This window comes from Pygmaiobacter massiliensis, assembly GCF_900199435.1.
Lineage (GTDB): Bacteria > Bacillota > Clostridia > Oscillospirales > Ruminococcaceae > Pygmaiobacter > Pygmaiobacter massiliensis.
Window position 1 is genome coordinate 277,998 of sequence record NZ_OAML01000002.1, and the last position, 14,014, is coordinate 292,011.

Consider the following 14,014-nt stretch of genomic DNA (forward strand, 5'->3'; position numbering starts at 1 on the left):
AAAGGAGTTTTCAGTGAACTTGACTTACGAAGATAAAATCAAGTATTTACGAAGATATCGAAACGCCATCTGTGAAATTAATCGGCTTGAAGATGAAATTGCAAAATGGCGTAGCTTAGCAGAAAAGGTTACGGCGTCTTTAGCATTGGCTCCCGGCGGGAGCACCGGCGACCGAATTCCTTCTGCTGTAGAACATATTGAAGAATGCATTGCAAAGCGCGAACGAGAATTATCTGCTTTGTGTGTCCTGAGAGACGAAATTGGCAAAGCAATTGAAACGGTGGCTGATGAACGACTTGCGCGGCTATTACGGTTAAGGTACATAGACCACCTACGAGTAGAAGAAATCGCTGAGCAGGAGCACATCGACTTTAGGTGGACACAGAAACTCTTGCGTCGCGGGATCGAGAAAATGGCCGTATAAAGCCGCTCTCTCAATATGGTATAGTTAAAATGAAAAAGCACCGATAAACGGTGCTTTTTATATTTTACTTGTTGTTTTGGGAATTTATTGATGTCCTAAAAAGCTTTTAAAACTATACATCTTGCGGAATAATCTGGTCGCAAATTTCCCTCAATAATAAATATTCGCTTTTAGCTACGCTGAAATTTGCTTTACCTGCTTTTTTTTGAAGTTTATCAATTAAATTCATCCATTCCGTTTTAGAAGTTTTACCTCCAGCTTTTTTCTTTTCAGATCCTAGTGTAAAAAGTTCTGAAAAATGATCCGACCAATTTTTTCCGTAAAGAACAATATCTCTACAATTGAGCATTGTTACGAAGTCCCAAAATTCGCAAGGCTCCCCCGTTTCATACTGCTGTGCTAAGGCATCTTTAGAAGCTTTGGTAAAAATGCTTTTTGGGATCTCGTTAATCCATTTATTTGGATAAGCATCCTCTAGTTTCTCGCGAATTATTGCTTTTACAGCTTTCTCAATATCAGCCAGCATGGTAACGGTTTCTTGATTAAATTCCTTACCATGGTCTTCCCAGTATTTTTCTAGACCATCCGGCAAAAATTCAGGTCGCTCTTGATGAATCGCTTTTTGAAAATAGCGGGCACAATGCATAGGACCATTTCCACCATATGTAGTTCGTATATCGCTCCGCTGTTCTTCAGTTATATTATCAATAAATCTACAGATAGGATCAAGATAGTATTTTGTAGCCTCAGCCATAGCTTCCGGCTTATCATTTAACGGATGAATGGAACCACGGTCGACTAAGAAGTTAGCAATATCATTTATTACTCTAATTAATCCACCAATTCCATTGTTAATTGTGAGGATACCCCCATCAGCACTTCCCTTATCCCATTCTTCTGCGGCATTGTTTTTAATGTGCAACAAGCAGAGCTCTAGATATGAATACAATTGGGCTAACGTAGCATCATTGTTTCCTAAATCAAAAATTCCATTTTGCGTAAGTGAATTCTTCTTATCAAACTTAGATAGAAAGTTACCAACATTTATAGCAATGCGAATGCATTCAATGGTAATACATTTTTCTAAAGATCCGGGCTCTTCCCCAATAATAATCTTGCCATAAAGGGGCGAGGACGTTTTTTCTCCTAATTCTTGTGCAATTCTTAATCTCAAGGCATCTCGTCGCTCAGCTTCCTTTGGAGAAACCCAAAGCATATCGGCATTAAGAGTATTTCTAAGATTTTTAGAAACAGATTTCTGATTTTCATTAATTTCCATAAATAGCTTCACCTGCTCATCTTGGGCAAGATTTTCGAATGCTACCACTGGAATTGAATTAGATTGAGCATATGGCGAGTCAGAATAGCCGTAGAGTCTATGTTGGCCATCAATGATATAAGCAGATTTATACTTTTGGGGCAAATAGAGAACGCCTAAATCCGCAACTGCTCCCTCAACTTGCTTGTCCGAACGATCAAATTTCAAGGGGCGTTTAGAGTCGATACTGATAATTATCGAGTTTGCAAAATAGCCATGTTCTTCATTTATGAATTTACGTACAGAATTAAGACGATTCTTTTTTATGATGCGTTGATAGGTCGGCATCATACTGCTGTTGGCTTCATTTCTATGGAGTACATATCCTATTTTTAATAGTTTTTCTGGTTCAATAGAAAATGAATAATAATTGTGTCCTCCCATTTTCCCTTTGATGGCAGGAATTCGCGTATCCATTCCTTTTATCTTTTGATTCGCAAATAAGTTTCCAAGCAACTGATAACGTGCGCTTGAACCCAAATGCTTAACCAACTCGGAATAATAATTAATTTCTGTGTCATCAAAATGAGCAATTTCTAATTGGCTCATTCGGCTACTATCTTCTTGGCTTATACGATAATTATGAGTAGCGAAAATAAATTTCACTTTGCGATCAGGGTATTGTTTCGTAGCTTCGTTTCTCAGCCCTGACATCTTTGCGCCTAAAGCTTCTATCTCTTTTTTAAATACCCCATCTTTAACTGTAAGAGCACTTTTACATTCCACAAAAATAATAGTTTCATCATCTACAGCAAAAACATCTATTTGTTGTGTCTGCCCTGTTGCCTCACCATAGCTCATAACAAAGTGTTGATCTTTATTTAATACAGTAAAACCCAAGTTATAAAATAAAAGCCAAACAGTGTCTTCAAACACTTCATCCTGCGGCTTATCTTTTTTCACTTTAGCCTTCTTAGCATTCTTCATGCTGGAAAGAAATTCCCATCCATCTTCCTTTTCATCCTCCAACGAAGAGACATATACCGTTTTTGAAAGGAAAGGAAGGGATCTGGATCGTTTAATGAGTTTCAATTCGTCTCCTTGAGCAATCCGATCCCAAGTTGTTTTGCCCATACTTTATACTCCTTCCGGGATATTAGTAAACACAAATTCTTGAATTTTAGCCCGTCTAGCATTTTTTCCGCCAATAAGGCTATTTCGCTCCACAATTACTTTTCGATCGTCTTCTTTTCTAAAAATAGCATCAATAGTTTCATGTGCAGCATTTGTTAAAATATAAAAAGCTCCCCGATTTTTAATTTCATTAATATACTCGTTTAGCCGATGTTGGTCGTTTAGTGAAAACAAGTCGCGATTGTACTCAATAAAGCCATTTTGATTATGCGAAACGGTATAAGGGGGATCTAAAAAAATCAAATCGTTTTTATGAATATTATCAAGACTGAGCACAAAATCACCTTGAGAAATATGGACTCCTTGAAGAGCTCTGCTGGCATCCAGAAAACGTTCTTCATTAAATGTTAAATTCTTTCGATGCCCATAAGGAACATTATATTGTCCAGCCTTATTGACTCGATACAAGCCATTATAAGAAGTATGATTCAAATAGATAAATCGCGCTGATTGTGTAATGGCTCCTCGACTTTTCAATTTGCGAATTTCGTAATATTGCTCTTCTGAATTTTCAAATTTTTGAAGCTTATGTATAACTCTCAATGGGGTATCTTGTAATGTACGATAAGTGGTAATCAAATCTTTATTCATGTCTGAAAGAAAAGTTTGATGCCCTTGAGCATTTGGTTCTAAAGAAAAGAATATTGCTCCTCCGCCTAAAAAAGGCTCATGATAATTATTATATTGTAAGTTTCCAATGATGTCCTGTAATGGTGCTACCAACCAGCTCTTTCCTCCAGCCCATCTTAAAAAGGGAATCGCCATATAGTCCTCCGCAAAACTTGGATTATGTTTTTAACCCCCAATATATATTTTTGTAAGTCAAATAAATATTTTGGGCACTCATTTGTCTATTTTTAATAATAAAAACTTAAACACTCATATATTAGATTGTTTTTTTCGACAATTTATTTATATAATATCGTACATTTCATAAAATATCAAATTTTTTATGGAAAAAATTACCTTTAAATATTTGTTAAAGAGGTGGTGATGTGCCGAATGAAAAAAACCTTATCCCAAACTCCGAACGAACTCCGGAAGAACGCAAAGAAATTGCAACTGCTGGCGGCATTGCCTCCGGAGCCGCTCGGCGAAGAAAACGCAGCTTAAAAGAAGCAGCTGATCTGTACTTATCACTCCCCGTTTCGGATCGTCGCGCTTTCAATAAAATCACCCGCCGGTATGTCGATGTAGAAGATATTGATAACCAGATGGCCATGATTATCGGTCTGACCGATGCCGCAACACGAGGTGATGCAAAAGCAGCTACTGTAATTGCAAAACTGATTGGTGAAGAAACGCCCAGAGAAGATCAGGCAGCCGAACATCTGGCAAAAGCGGCAAAGATGCTGGAGGGCATTCATGGCGTTATCGAATAAACAAATTGAATATCTGCAAAGCTGTAATCACCGTTGGAATATCAAAGTCGGCGCAACCGGTAGCGGCAAAAGCTGGCTCGACTATGCTGTGGTAATTCCTAAGCGCTTATTGGCCTTACGTGGGCAGGGCGCAGCCGTACTGCTTGGCAATACACAAGGTACCCTTTCCCGCAATATATTAGATCCAATGCGCGAAATTTGGGGGCCGCAGCTTGTCGGCACTATCAGCAGCGACAATACTGCCCAGCTCTTCGGTAAAAAGGTGCATGTGCTGGGTGCCGATAATAAAAAGCACGTCGCTCGCTTACAGGGTATGACCATCGAATACGGCTACGGCGATGAGATGACCACCTGGAATGAAGAAGTATTTCAGATGCTGAAAAGTCGCTTGCGCTGTGAACACAGCTTTTTTGATGGAACCGCAAACCCGGACAACCCTCAGCACTTTCTTAAAGTCTTTATGGACAGTGACGCGGATGTCTTTTGTCAGACTTCTACGATTGATGACAATCCTTTTCTCCCCCGCGAATTCGTGGAGAACTTGAAAAAGGAATACGCTGGCACTGTTTACTATAATCGCTTCATTCTGGGGCAATGGGCGGCCGCTGAAGGCATTATTTATCGTGCATTCGCAGATAGCCTTGCCGCTAATGATAACCGCTTTCTATGGCCTGCTGGCAAGCCGTTGCATCCTTGGCACGTTCATATTGGCGTAGACTTCGGCGGCAATGGTTCGCAGCACGCTTTTGTGGCAATCGGAATATTGCCGCAGTATGCGGGTGTCATTATACTGCAAAGCCAGCGGACCAATGCTGCTCAGACAGATCCTGAAAAGCTCAATACCGTATTCTTAAACTTTTGCCTTGCTGTGTTCGCTCGTTGGGGCGAGATTCATGCAGTCTTCGCAGATAGCGCCGAACAAGTTTTAATTCGGGGTTTGCGTGTAGCTGCGCAGCACTCTTCCCTCCCCTGGCTTGCCGGCCGCATTTATAACGCTGCTAAGATAGAAATTACAGATCGCATACGCCTGACGTCCACTTTGATGGGCGGTGGGCGTTTTTGGTATCTGCCGGAAGCTGGTAGCGCGCGCGATGCACTGGGTACTGCACTCTGGTCTGGCAAGCACCCAGGCAAAGATGAGCGCTTAGACGATGGCACGACTGATATTGATACGCTTGACGCTTTGGAATACACCATGGAGCGTGACTACAAACATTATTTGAGGCTGGTGTGACATGAACATTACGAATTTCATTAAATACCTGAATGAAACCAAGAAGTGGAACATCCAGGGCAAATATTATACTTATATCGACCAGTGGCGTGCGTGGTGGCAGGGTTTCACTCCTGAGTTCCATACAATCCGGGAGATTGGGCTGGACGGGGAAACTCGTACGCGCGAAATGTACCGGATGCGCATGCCAAAGCGCGCTTGTGAAGACTGGGCAAGCCTACTGTTAAATGATAAGACATTCGCCTGCATAAGCGACAAGAACTCATCTGATTGGCTAATTGGCCCAGAAGGACAGCAAACCGGCGGCATACTTCGACAAATTGATTTTTGGACCCGAGCAAACGAGCTTGTTGAACTTACAATGCGAAGCGGCACCGGGGCTTTTGTGATGAGCCTGGATAATCTCAAGGTCGAAAAAGGCGCTGTTGTGAAATCTCCGGATGCGGTCATCTGCATGGACTATGATCCAGCTGAATGTATTTTGCCCCTCACAATTCGTCACGGGCGTGTGGTTGATGTTGCTTTTGCCTCAGAGGTGACGATCGGCGGCAATAGCTGCATTTATTTACAGACACACCAGCTTATAACAGTAAAAGGTGTTCGCCAGTACCGCATCACTAACGAATACTTCACCAGCAAAGACGAGGAAAAGGAAACCGCAAGTTATGCTCCTACGGCTTTGCCTGATGGAGTGATTGGTACCTTTACCACCGGCAGCGATGTGCCCTGGTTTGCGATTATTACACCCAACGTCGTTAAGAACATTTCCGGCGGCCCTGGGCTTGGCATGGCAGTTTTCGCCGAAGCCTTAGACCAGGCAAAGCAGTGCGATGCTGCTTTTGATAATTACCACCGTGATATTTTCCTCGGCGGTAAGAAAGTGTTTTATAATAAGCGTCTGCTGAACAGCTATATCGACAAAGACGGAAAGGAGCATTTTGCTACTCCTGATGATGTTCGGCAGTCGCTGTTCGTTCATGCTCCTGGCAACGACCCTGACGATGAACCAGATTGGCATGAATATAATCCAGATCTGCGAGTGGATGATAACAGCAAAGCCGTACAGGATGCCTTGGACTATTTCTCATTTAAAGTGGGTCTTGGCACCCATCACTATCAATTTAGCGCAGGTAACATTGCAACTGCAACTCAGTACAATGGTGATCGGCAAGACATGGTACAGCATGCAAATAAGCATCAAATTAAAATAGAGGCTGCACTATTACAGATTTTTAAAGCAATGCTCTGGGCTGGTAAAGTCATCATGGGGCAACCAGTCAATCCAGATGCGCAAATTACCATTAACTTTGATGACCGCTACATCGCTGATGCTGATACACGCCGCAAATGGGACCAGGAGGACGCGCTTAATGGTTTCCTGCCCAAATACCGGTATAACATGGAATGGCGCGGTATGAGCGAGCAAGACGCAAAGAAAGCGGTCACCGAAGCAAGCAACGAATCTGGCATCAATGAGCGGTTGCAGTTTGAAAGTGGTGACGCCTAATGCTGACGCCGGAATATCTGGAACAGCTGCCTGACGCCTTTGTTTCTCTGTGGCAGCAAGTCGAAGACGATATTCTCCGCGACATCGGACGCCGCATTTCCAAGATGGACGGAATTACCGACACCGCTGAATGGCAAGCCTGGCGCTTTGAGCAAACGCGTGCACTGCGCACCGACGTAATAAAGCTGCTAGCCAAATACAGCGGTAAAAGTGCGACAACTATTCGGCAGCTCATGCAAAGCGCCGGTATCGAAACGCTTGCAAGCGATGACGCGCGGTATCGAGCGGCCGGGCTTTCCCCTTCCGATTTAAACCAGAGTACAGCTCTTTTAAATTTATTGAATGCTGGATATCGGCAAACGCTTGGCACCTGGCAAAACCTTACCGGTACAACCGCCAACACTGTGGCACGGCAGTTTGAAAACGAACTATCGCGCGCATGGCTCCAGGTCTCTAGCGGGGCATTTGATTATAAGTCCGCTATTAAGCGTGCAGTTGATACCCTTTCTCAGACGATGCAGGGCGTCACTTATCCCAGCGGCCACCATGACACCTTAGAGGTCGCATGCCGGCGCGCAATACTCACTGGCGTTAACCAGACCGCAGCTAAGTTGCAAGTAGCACGTATGGAAGAGATGGGCTGCGAATTTGTTGAGGTTACCGCGCACGCTGGTGCGCGCCCAGAGCATGCAACGTGGCAAGGCCAGATATATCACCACGGTGGTTCTATCACTTATGAAGGACAGCATTATCGTGATTTCGAAGCCGCTACCGGCTATGGCACAGGCGCCGGCCTTTGCGGTTGGAACTGCCGGCACAACTTCTACCCTTTCTTTCCTGGACTCTCTCAACCAGGCTACACCGATGCGGAGCTTGACGCATTGAATGCCAAAGAGATTCAATATGCCGGGCAGCAATATTCCCGATATGAAATTTCTCAAATGCAACGCAGCTTAGAACGCAAAGTGAGAGCAGCTAAAAAGCTATTTATCGCTGAAGATGCTGCCGGGCTAGACACTGTTAACGCAGCCGCCAAGCTGTCAAACGCTCGGCAAAAACTGAAACAGTTTACTCACGCTACTCAAAGGCGGGTAGATTCTGCAAGGTTAAGCGTCTACGGGTTTGGGCATAGCCAAGCAAGCAAAGCTGTCTGGGCTGTAAGGCATAACACCTTGACAAACACCATTGGGCATACCATAATAAAAATAAAGAGAAGCGCCCCCACCGGTCCTGCAAACGGCATTACTCAAAAAGCAAATGCAAAAGGCGGTATAGATCGCAACTACTATGGAGCTGATGGAAAACAGGTAAAGCAAATCAGCAATAATGGGCATGGTCATAAAGTGGAGGAGGCTCTAGGCCGCCACGGCGAACATGCGCATGATTACTGGTGGGATGAGAACGGCAAGCCGCATCATCTTGCTGCCAGAGAATTAACCGATAAAGAGCGAAAGGAGAATGACGATATTTTATGAATATGATGGATGTGATTAAAAGCACTATTGTAGACAATGCAACTTTATTCGGTTTCGACTATAATGGAAAATCAGGAAACATTGATCCCAGCTATACGCCGGAAACCGGGGATTCTTTTCTGTTATTCTTCAACGGAAATGAGCAATCGGTGTCCTCTATTGATGAGGTGTTCAGCACGCCATTTATAGATGGAAAGACCTTATCTGAGGTTGCAAACCAGATTACAATTACAGAATGGTGAAACCACCCTGCTTTTGCGAGGTGGTTTTTTCATGCCTTAATTCAATAAATTCGGCGTCCTGCCTTGCTGCGGGGCGCTGTTTTTATACAAAAAATGCCCTGGACATGGAGTTAAACTGCCCAGCCATGCGGAAGCAACCCGCGACAACAAAGCGTAGGCAGAAAGGAACCAACATGAAACGCGAAGATGTAAAATCCAAAATTGAAGGCATTACCGACGCACAACTTGATTGGCTGATGGACGAGCACGGCAAAGACATCAACGCCGAAAAAAACAAGTCTACAGATTTGCAGGGCAAGCTGGAGGCGGTAAGTGCGCAGCTGAAAACCGCACAAGACGGTTTGAAAGCCTTTGAGGGCGTGGACGTCAGCGCTCTGAATGGCAAAATCACCGAGCTTCAAAACAAGCTTACTGCACAAGAAGAAGCTTTTCGCTTTGACAGTCTGCTCGATGGCGCCATCCGCGACGGCAAGGGCCGTAACGTGAAGGCAATTCGCAGCCTGCTCGATCTGGACGCGCTCAAAGCCTCAAAAGACCAGACTGCTGACATTAAAGCAGCTTTGGAAAAATGCAAGACCGAAAATGCCTGGGCTTTTGAAGGCACTGAAGCAGATCCAGCCAATAAAACAGGCATGCAGACTGGCGGCGAACATGGTACTGGCGGTGGTGCATCTTCCGAAACCCTTGCAGGCGAAATCAGCTCTATTCTTTACGGAACCAAAAGCGAATGAAAGGATGAACTATAATGGCATTTACTCTTGAGGATGCAAAAAAACTCAGTCAGTCTAAACTGACCAACTTTGTCATTGACGAATTCCGCAAATCCCCTATTCTCGATGCGATGGTGTTCGATGACACCGTTAAACCCGGCGGCGGCAACTCTCTTGCCTATGTTTATAACCGCGTAACTACCCTGCCCACTGCTGCCGGCCGTGCGATCAACTCCGAATATACCGCGCAGGAAGCAAAAACCACTCAGTATACCAGCAACCTTGCTGTGTTTGGCGGCAAATTCGCCCTTGACCGTGTGCTGATCAACAACGAAAAACAGGTAACCGATTTGGTGCAGTTTCAGCTTGCACAGAAAATCGCTGCAACCCGCGCCAAGTTCTGCGATCAGTTCATCAATGGTGACTCGTCTACCGACGCCACCGCGTTTGATGGCTTGGATAAAGCTATTACCGGCAGCTCCACCGAGCGCACTATCTCGGCTGGCCTCGACCTTTCCTCTGCAACCAAAATCGAGACGAACTGGAAAGCTTTTCTCTATGAGCTGCGCCAGACTCTCAAGCTGATGGACGGTGCGCCCAGCATTGCACTGATGAACGGTGACATGTTTGCTGTAATTCAGACGGTCGCAGATTACGCCGCCGGTTTTACTGCCACAAAAAACGACCTCGGTCAGGAGCTCGTCAAATATGGCAACACCATCCTGATGGATGCCGGTGACAAGCCTGGCTCTTCCAGCCCCATCATCTCCACTTCCGCAATTTATATGACTCGCATCGGTTTGGACGGCGTACATGCGGTTACTCCGGACGGTTCTCGCGGTCCCAAGACCTACCTGCCGAACATGTCGGAGCCTGGTGCTGTGAAATTCGGCGAGGTTGAGATGGTTGCTGGTATGGCACTGAAGGCCACCCGTGCCGCCGCTGTGCTGCGGGGCATTACTCTGTAAGGAGGCAGTTATGAGTAAATACAAAATTATCGCACCGGTTAAAAAGACTTGCGACGGCTATGGTCTGCATTTTGTGGATGGCATTGCCGGCACGGATGACGATACCCGCGCTGAATATCTGAAAACCCGGGGCTACGAGGTGGAGCTTTCAGAGGCCGCCGTTGAAGATGCAAAGAAAGCCGAAAAAGAAGCGACTAAAGCCGCTAAAGCTGCCAAAAAAGCGGCAGAAGCAAGCTCCGAGCCTACAACTTCGCCGGACATTTAAGGAGAGATATTTTGCTTTACTGTGATTATCGTAGCTATGTACGTATGGGTGGGCTGATGACCGAAGAACAGTATCAAATCTGGGGTAGCCGGGCGACTCGAAAAATCGACCAACTAACCTTGGGAAGAGCGCAAGCTCATAGGTTATACCTTGCAGCTGAGCTTGCTGACGCATGTGGCCAAATGGCCGACGCTATGCAACGCCAAGCAGCTGCGCGAGCATCTTCTGCCAGTGGTCTCCTTGCCGGTGCAAGTACCGATGGTTACAGCGAAAGATACTCCGCTGGGAACAGCCGTGCCGCAGAAAGAGAGCTCTACCGTCTACTTGCCGACGCACTCGGCAACGATCCTTATGGATTGCTATACGCGGGGGTATAAGCATGCTAGGCTGTAATAAAACAATCACCATCGTCAACAGCTACCACAATTCTGATACCGATGAGGACGTTTATCTCTGCCATACGTTCTATGGTTGCAGCTGGCATGCGCAGCGTATGAGCCGGCCCGAAACAAACGGTTTAAGTTCTGCTGAAATTCATAAGCTGCGCATCCCGGTTGCTTCGGCCGCCGGGATGCCTTTTTATCATTCGCAGGCATGGGATGCACTCCCGCCAGCTGTAAAGGCAAAAAGCTGGACACTTGCACCAGGCAGTAAAATCATCGCCGGCCAGGTTGACAGCATCACACCGAGACAATATGCGGTGTTAGCCAGCGGTTCTTGTGTCACTATTCTCGGCTATCATGACAATCGCGGCACCGCAATGCCGCACTGGTATGTGGAGGGCGAGTAAATGGGAACAAATCCAAAATGTCGTGTACCGCAGCCTAATGATTTTGTCATGGGGCGCAACGGCGGCTGTTCGGTTCGTTTACACTGGTCTCCAGCCATGGGGCCTCGTTTCTCTGGCGCAATGCAACAAGCACAAACAATGTTTGATCACGAGTGCGCTCGCTTAACCGATAAATATGTCCCCAAGGATTCCGGCACGCTGAAAAACAGTGTGATCACTGCTTCTGATTTCGGATCTGGCATGCTCGTTTACAACACGCCCTATGCTCGCGCGCAGTATTATCGGCATGTGCTGGGTACCGGCTTACACAGCGGGTTGCGCGGCGCACACTGGGGCGAAAGAATGGTAAGCGACAACAAAGCACATCTTCATTCGTTTGTCGCTGGAGCAATTAAGAAAGGGATAGGCTGATGGGTGGAACCATTAAGAGCATGCAAGCATGGCTGAAAAGCTGCCCGCTTGTCACAGATATTGGCGGCAGCCATGTCGCCTTTCGCATCAACTATTTGGGCAGCAAGCCGGTAGAATTTGCTATCGAAGACACTCCCGGTGATCCGATTCTGCAAAAGTATATTTCCGGTTCGCTAAGGGTCAAAAACTTCGTACTGGCCTCTCGTATGGAGTACAGCGAGCAGATTGCACAACAAGCCGGAAATAGCGAATTCTGGGAAGCGTTTTCGGACTGGATTGAAGCCAAATCTGACGCCAAAGAACTGCCGACCCTTGCAGACGGCAAAACCCCGCGCTCCGTCGCGGTTACCAGTACCGGCTACATTATCACCAGTGCCGCCGGCACCTGCAAATTCCAAATCCAAATTCAACTGCAATATTATCAGAAAGGAGCTCGCGAGCAATGAAAATCAGTGAGCTGATGGCAAATCACACTCCGCGGCCGGAATATGCCGGTTTCGCAGACGCTGACACCTGGGTGCTTGGCATTAAAACTTCAGACTCCGAAAAGGCACCCAAAGACTTTGATATTTTTCAGGTCGGTGCGAAAGACCAGTCTGTTTCGTTTAACCCCAAAACAGCCAGTACCACCTATGTACGTGCCGGCGAGGTAACTGTCAAAACAGGCAACGCAGGCAAAATCAAGTTGGAGTTCGATCGCTGCTATGGGGATGCGGCACAGGACTTTCTCGCCAGCCATAAAATCATCTGGGGCACTGGCGAGCAAGTTAAAACACAATTCGTGTATTTCAATTATCTTACCGGAAAAGGTATTTCGGGCGAAGGCAACGTCATTATGGACGATGGCCCGAATCAGTCTGCCGGCAACAACGGCACCTTTAGCGGAAATTTGTTCATCATTGGTACCCCTGAAGAGTATACCTATTCCGCCTTAGCTTAACCTACCCCGGCCCCGCCCGTTTTACCTCCCCGGGTGGGGCCACTTTTATGGGCTTTTGAGCCACGCCGGTGCAACTCCGGCAAAGCCCACACAGTTATAAAGGAGGCTTTACTATGAAAATCAATGGAATTGAGTTCAGCTTTTCTGCTGCCAATGCAAAAGATCTTGAACGGATGGAAGCCGCGCATCTGCTGTCAGAGAAAGAGTCGGCAGCCGAGAAGCTGCGCATTGAAAAAGAACACATCACAAGTTTGCCGGAGATTATCCGCGGCCAGTGCAAGATAGTGATGAACTTTATCGACCGCACGTTGGGCGACGGTGCGAGTCAAAAGCTCGGTCTTGATGGTAATGATCTGAACGACTGCAAGCGTGTGTGCAGCGCGATTCTCTGTGCAACGCAAAACGAGTATAAAGCACTTGGACTTTACACTGCCGCGCGGGTACAGCGCAATGCGTTATAACCTACTTATTGACGAGTTGCCGCAAGATGCCGGCGGGTTGCAGATTAATACCAGCTTTCGAGTGGGCATTTTGCTTGAGCAGTTGTTGCAGGACGAGAGCGTTTCAGATGAACAGACAGTGGATCTTGCCCTCGGACTGCTCTTTCCTCAGGGATATTCCAACAGAGAACAAGCTTGGCATGTTTTGCTTTGGTTTTTTCGCTGCGGAAAACCAGTATCGCATAGCGGCGGCACCCAGACGGCACACAGTAGCAAAGCTTACGATTTTGATGAGGACGCATCGCTTATCGTTGCAGCTTTTCAGCAGGCTTACGGCATCGACCTGACTACAGAAGACCTGCACTGGTGGCGATTTCGAGCGCTGTTCGACGGCCTGCCGGAAAACTGCCGTATCTGCAAAATCATGGGCTACCGTACGGCTGACACCACAGACATGCCAGAAAGTGCAAAATCCTTTTACAGCAAAATGAAAGCCCGCTACGCGCTGCAAAGCCCTAAAGCAAGGCCGCATACCGCCGCAGAGCGGGATGCAGCTTTGAAAGCGAAAATAGACGAACAATTTAGAAAGGCAGAGGCATGGATAAAGAAAGAACCCCTGTAAAGTGCCCCTACTGCGGCAAGAACGCCCCGGTTTGGCGTACCCAAAACGCCAAAGCCACCGGTATATGGGTGAAGTGCAAAAACCCTGCATGTCGGAAAGAGTTTGAAGTGAAAATATAAGCCTGTGCCATTGTGCCCGCGCTCCTTAGGAGG

Annotated in this window: 18 protein-coding genes; 16 read left to right on the top strand and 2 right to left on the bottom strand. The window is 46.4% G+C overall.

Going from position 1 to position 14,014, the window contains the following annotated elements:
- The first annotated feature begins 19 nt into the window (after nt 1-19).
- Nucleotides 20-424 carry a hypothetical protein gene (locus tag C1A11_RS01335; protein WP_145995697.1) on the top strand — a complete coding sequence of 135 codons (405 nt, stop codon included), beginning with the start codon at nt 20-22 and terminating at the stop codon, nt 422-424.
- A gap of 112 nt (nt 425-536) precedes the next feature.
- Here the strand turns inward: C1A11_RS01335 and C1A11_RS01340 are convergent, their stop codons facing one another.
- Together C1A11_RS01340 and C1A11_RS01345 are read right to left on the bottom strand one after the other, a co-directional pair.
- On the bottom strand, nt 537-2,816 hold the full coding sequence (locus C1A11_RS01340) for a DGQHR domain-containing protein (protein ID WP_102048635.1): 2,280 nt from the start codon (nt 2,814-2,816) through the stop codon (nt 537-539).
- Between the two features lie 3 nt (nt 2,817-2,819).
- Nucleotides 2,820-3,641 carry a DNA adenine methylase gene (locus tag C1A11_RS01345; protein ID WP_102048636.1) on the bottom strand — a complete coding sequence of 274 codons (822 nt, stop codon included), beginning with the start codon at nt 3,639-3,641 and terminating at the stop codon, nt 2,820-2,822.
- 230 nt (nt 3,642-3,871) lie between these two features.
- Here C1A11_RS01345 and C1A11_RS01350 point away from each other — a divergent pair, with 230 nt between their 5' ends.
- From C1A11_RS01350 to C1A11_RS01420, 15 genes are all read left to right on the top strand, one after another.
- The gene (locus C1A11_RS01350; RefSeq protein WP_102048637.1) at nt 3,872-4,258 is read left to right on the top strand and encodes a hypothetical protein; all 387 of its coding nucleotides are present in this window, start codon (nt 3,872-3,874) and stop codon (nt 4,256-4,258) included.
- Entirely contained in the window at nt 4,242-5,492 is a 1,251-nt protein-coding gene (locus tag C1A11_RS01355; protein ID WP_102048638.1) for a phage terminase large subunit, read from the top strand. The genes C1A11_RS01350 and C1A11_RS01355 overlap by 17 nt, the downstream gene beginning before the upstream one ends.
- A gap of 1 nt (nt 5,493) precedes the next feature.
- A complete protein-coding gene (locus tag C1A11_RS01360) occupies nt 5,494-6,999 on the top strand; it encodes a hypothetical protein (RefSeq protein ID WP_102048639.1) in 1,506 nt (501 codons plus the stop codon).
- The gene (locus C1A11_RS01365; RefSeq protein WP_102048640.1) at nt 6,999-8,474 is read left to right on the top strand and encodes a phage minor capsid protein; all 1,476 of its coding nucleotides are present in this window, start codon (nt 6,999-7,001) and stop codon (nt 8,472-8,474) included. The genes C1A11_RS01360 and C1A11_RS01365 overlap by 1 nt, the downstream gene beginning before the upstream one ends.
- Nucleotides 8,471-8,716 carry a hypothetical protein gene (locus tag C1A11_RS01370; RefSeq protein WP_102048641.1) on the top strand — a complete coding sequence of 82 codons (246 nt, stop codon included), beginning with the start codon at nt 8,471-8,473 and terminating at the stop codon, nt 8,714-8,716. Before C1A11_RS01365 ends, C1A11_RS01370 begins: the two co-directional genes overlap by 4 nt.
- A 173-nt stretch (nt 8,717-8,889) precedes the next feature.
- On the top strand, nt 8,890-9,447 hold the full coding sequence (locus C1A11_RS01375) for a phage scaffolding protein (RefSeq protein WP_180950202.1): 558 nt from the start codon (nt 8,890-8,892) through the stop codon (nt 9,445-9,447).
- 14 nt (nt 9,448-9,461) lie between these two features.
- Nucleotides 9,462-10,394 carry a major capsid protein gene (locus tag C1A11_RS01380; RefSeq protein ID WP_102048643.1) on the top strand — a complete coding sequence of 311 codons (933 nt, stop codon included), beginning with the start codon at nt 9,462-9,464 and terminating at the stop codon, nt 10,392-10,394.
- 10 nt (nt 10,395-10,404) lie between these two features.
- Nucleotides 10,405-10,659 carry a hypothetical protein gene (locus C1A11_RS01385; protein WP_102048644.1) on the top strand — a complete coding sequence of 85 codons (255 nt, stop codon included), beginning with the start codon at nt 10,405-10,407 and terminating at the stop codon, nt 10,657-10,659.
- An 11-nt stretch (nt 10,660-10,670) separates the two neighbouring features.
- Nucleotides 10,671-11,036, top strand: coding sequence for a head-tail connector protein (locus C1A11_RS01390; protein ID WP_102048645.1), 366 nt, complete (start codon nt 10,671-10,673; stop codon nt 11,034-11,036).
- A gap of 2 nt (nt 11,037-11,038) precedes the next feature.
- On the top strand, nt 11,039-11,449 hold the full coding sequence (locus tag C1A11_RS01395; protein WP_102048646.1) for a DUF6751 family protein: 411 nt from the start codon (nt 11,039-11,041) through the stop codon (nt 11,447-11,449).
- Nucleotides 11,450-11,860 carry a minor capsid protein gene (locus C1A11_RS01400; RefSeq protein ID WP_102048647.1) on the top strand — a complete coding sequence of 137 codons (411 nt, stop codon included), beginning with the start codon at nt 11,450-11,452 and terminating at the stop codon, nt 11,858-11,860.
- Entirely contained in the window at nt 11,860-12,306 is a 447-nt protein-coding gene (locus C1A11_RS01405; protein ID WP_102048648.1) for a hypothetical protein, read from the top strand. The genes C1A11_RS01400 and C1A11_RS01405 overlap by 1 nt, the downstream gene beginning before the upstream one ends.
- Nucleotides 12,303-12,800, top strand: a complete 498-nt coding sequence (locus C1A11_RS01410) for a phage tail tube protein (protein WP_102048649.1) — start codon at nt 12,303-12,305, stop codon at nt 12,798-12,800. Before C1A11_RS01405 ends, C1A11_RS01410 begins: the two co-directional genes overlap by 4 nt.
- Before the next feature lie 113 nt (nt 12,801-12,913).
- Nucleotides 12,914-13,261 (top strand): DUF6673 family protein, encoded by a 348-nt coding sequence (locus C1A11_RS01415; protein WP_102048650.1) that lies wholly within the window; start codon nt 12,914-12,916, stop codon nt 13,259-13,261.
- Nucleotides 13,218-13,862: a bacteriophage Gp15 family protein gene (locus tag C1A11_RS01420; RefSeq protein ID WP_145995698.1), complete on the top strand. Its 645-nt coding sequence runs from the start codon at nt 13,218-13,220 to the stop codon at nt 13,860-13,862. The genes C1A11_RS01415 and C1A11_RS01420 overlap by 44 nt, the downstream gene beginning before the upstream one ends.
- Nucleotides 13,863-14,014: the final 152 nt, after the last annotated feature.

Coding starts and splice junctions, on each gene's coding strand:
- C1A11_RS01340 (WP_102048635.1), bottom strand. CDS start 2,816: ATGGGCAAAACAACTTGGGATCGGATTGCTCAAGGAGACGAATTGAAA.
- C1A11_RS01345 (WP_102048636.1), bottom strand. CDS start 3,641: ATGGCGATTCCCTTTTTAAGATGGGCTGGAGGAAAGAGCTGGTTGGTA.
- C1A11_RS01355 (WP_102048638.1), top strand. CDS start 4,242: ATGGCGTTATCGAATAAACAAATTGAATATCTGCAAAGCTGTAATCAC.
- C1A11_RS01360 (WP_102048639.1), top strand. CDS start 5,494: ATGAACATTACGAATTTCATTAAATACCTGAATGAAACCAAGAAGTGG.
- C1A11_RS01365 (WP_102048640.1), top strand. CDS start 6,999: ATGCTGACGCCGGAATATCTGGAACAGCTGCCTGACGCCTTTGTTTCT.
- C1A11_RS01370 (WP_102048641.1), top strand. CDS start 8,471: ATGAATATGATGGATGTGATTAAAAGCACTATTGTAGACAATGCAACT.
- C1A11_RS01375 (WP_180950202.1), top strand. CDS start 8,890: ATGAAACGCGAAGATGTAAAATCCAAAATTGAAGGCATTACCGACGCA.
- C1A11_RS01380 (WP_102048643.1), top strand. CDS start 9,462: ATGGCATTTACTCTTGAGGATGCAAAAAAACTCAGTCAGTCTAAACTG.
- C1A11_RS01385 (WP_102048644.1), top strand. CDS start 10,405: ATGAGTAAATACAAAATTATCGCACCGGTTAAAAAGACTTGCGACGGC.
- C1A11_RS01395 (WP_102048646.1), top strand. CDS start 11,039: ATGCTAGGCTGTAATAAAACAATCACCATCGTCAACAGCTACCACAAT.
- C1A11_RS01400 (WP_102048647.1), top strand. CDS start 11,450: ATGGGAACAAATCCAAAATGTCGTGTACCGCAGCCTAATGATTTTGTC.
- C1A11_RS01405 (WP_102048648.1), top strand. CDS start 11,860: ATGGGTGGAACCATTAAGAGCATGCAAGCATGGCTGAAAAGCTGCCCG.
- C1A11_RS01410 (WP_102048649.1), top strand. CDS start 12,303: ATGAAAATCAGTGAGCTGATGGCAAATCACACTCCGCGGCCGGAATAT.
- C1A11_RS01415 (WP_102048650.1), top strand. CDS start 12,914: ATGAAAATCAATGGAATTGAGTTCAGCTTTTCTGCTGCCAATGCAAAA.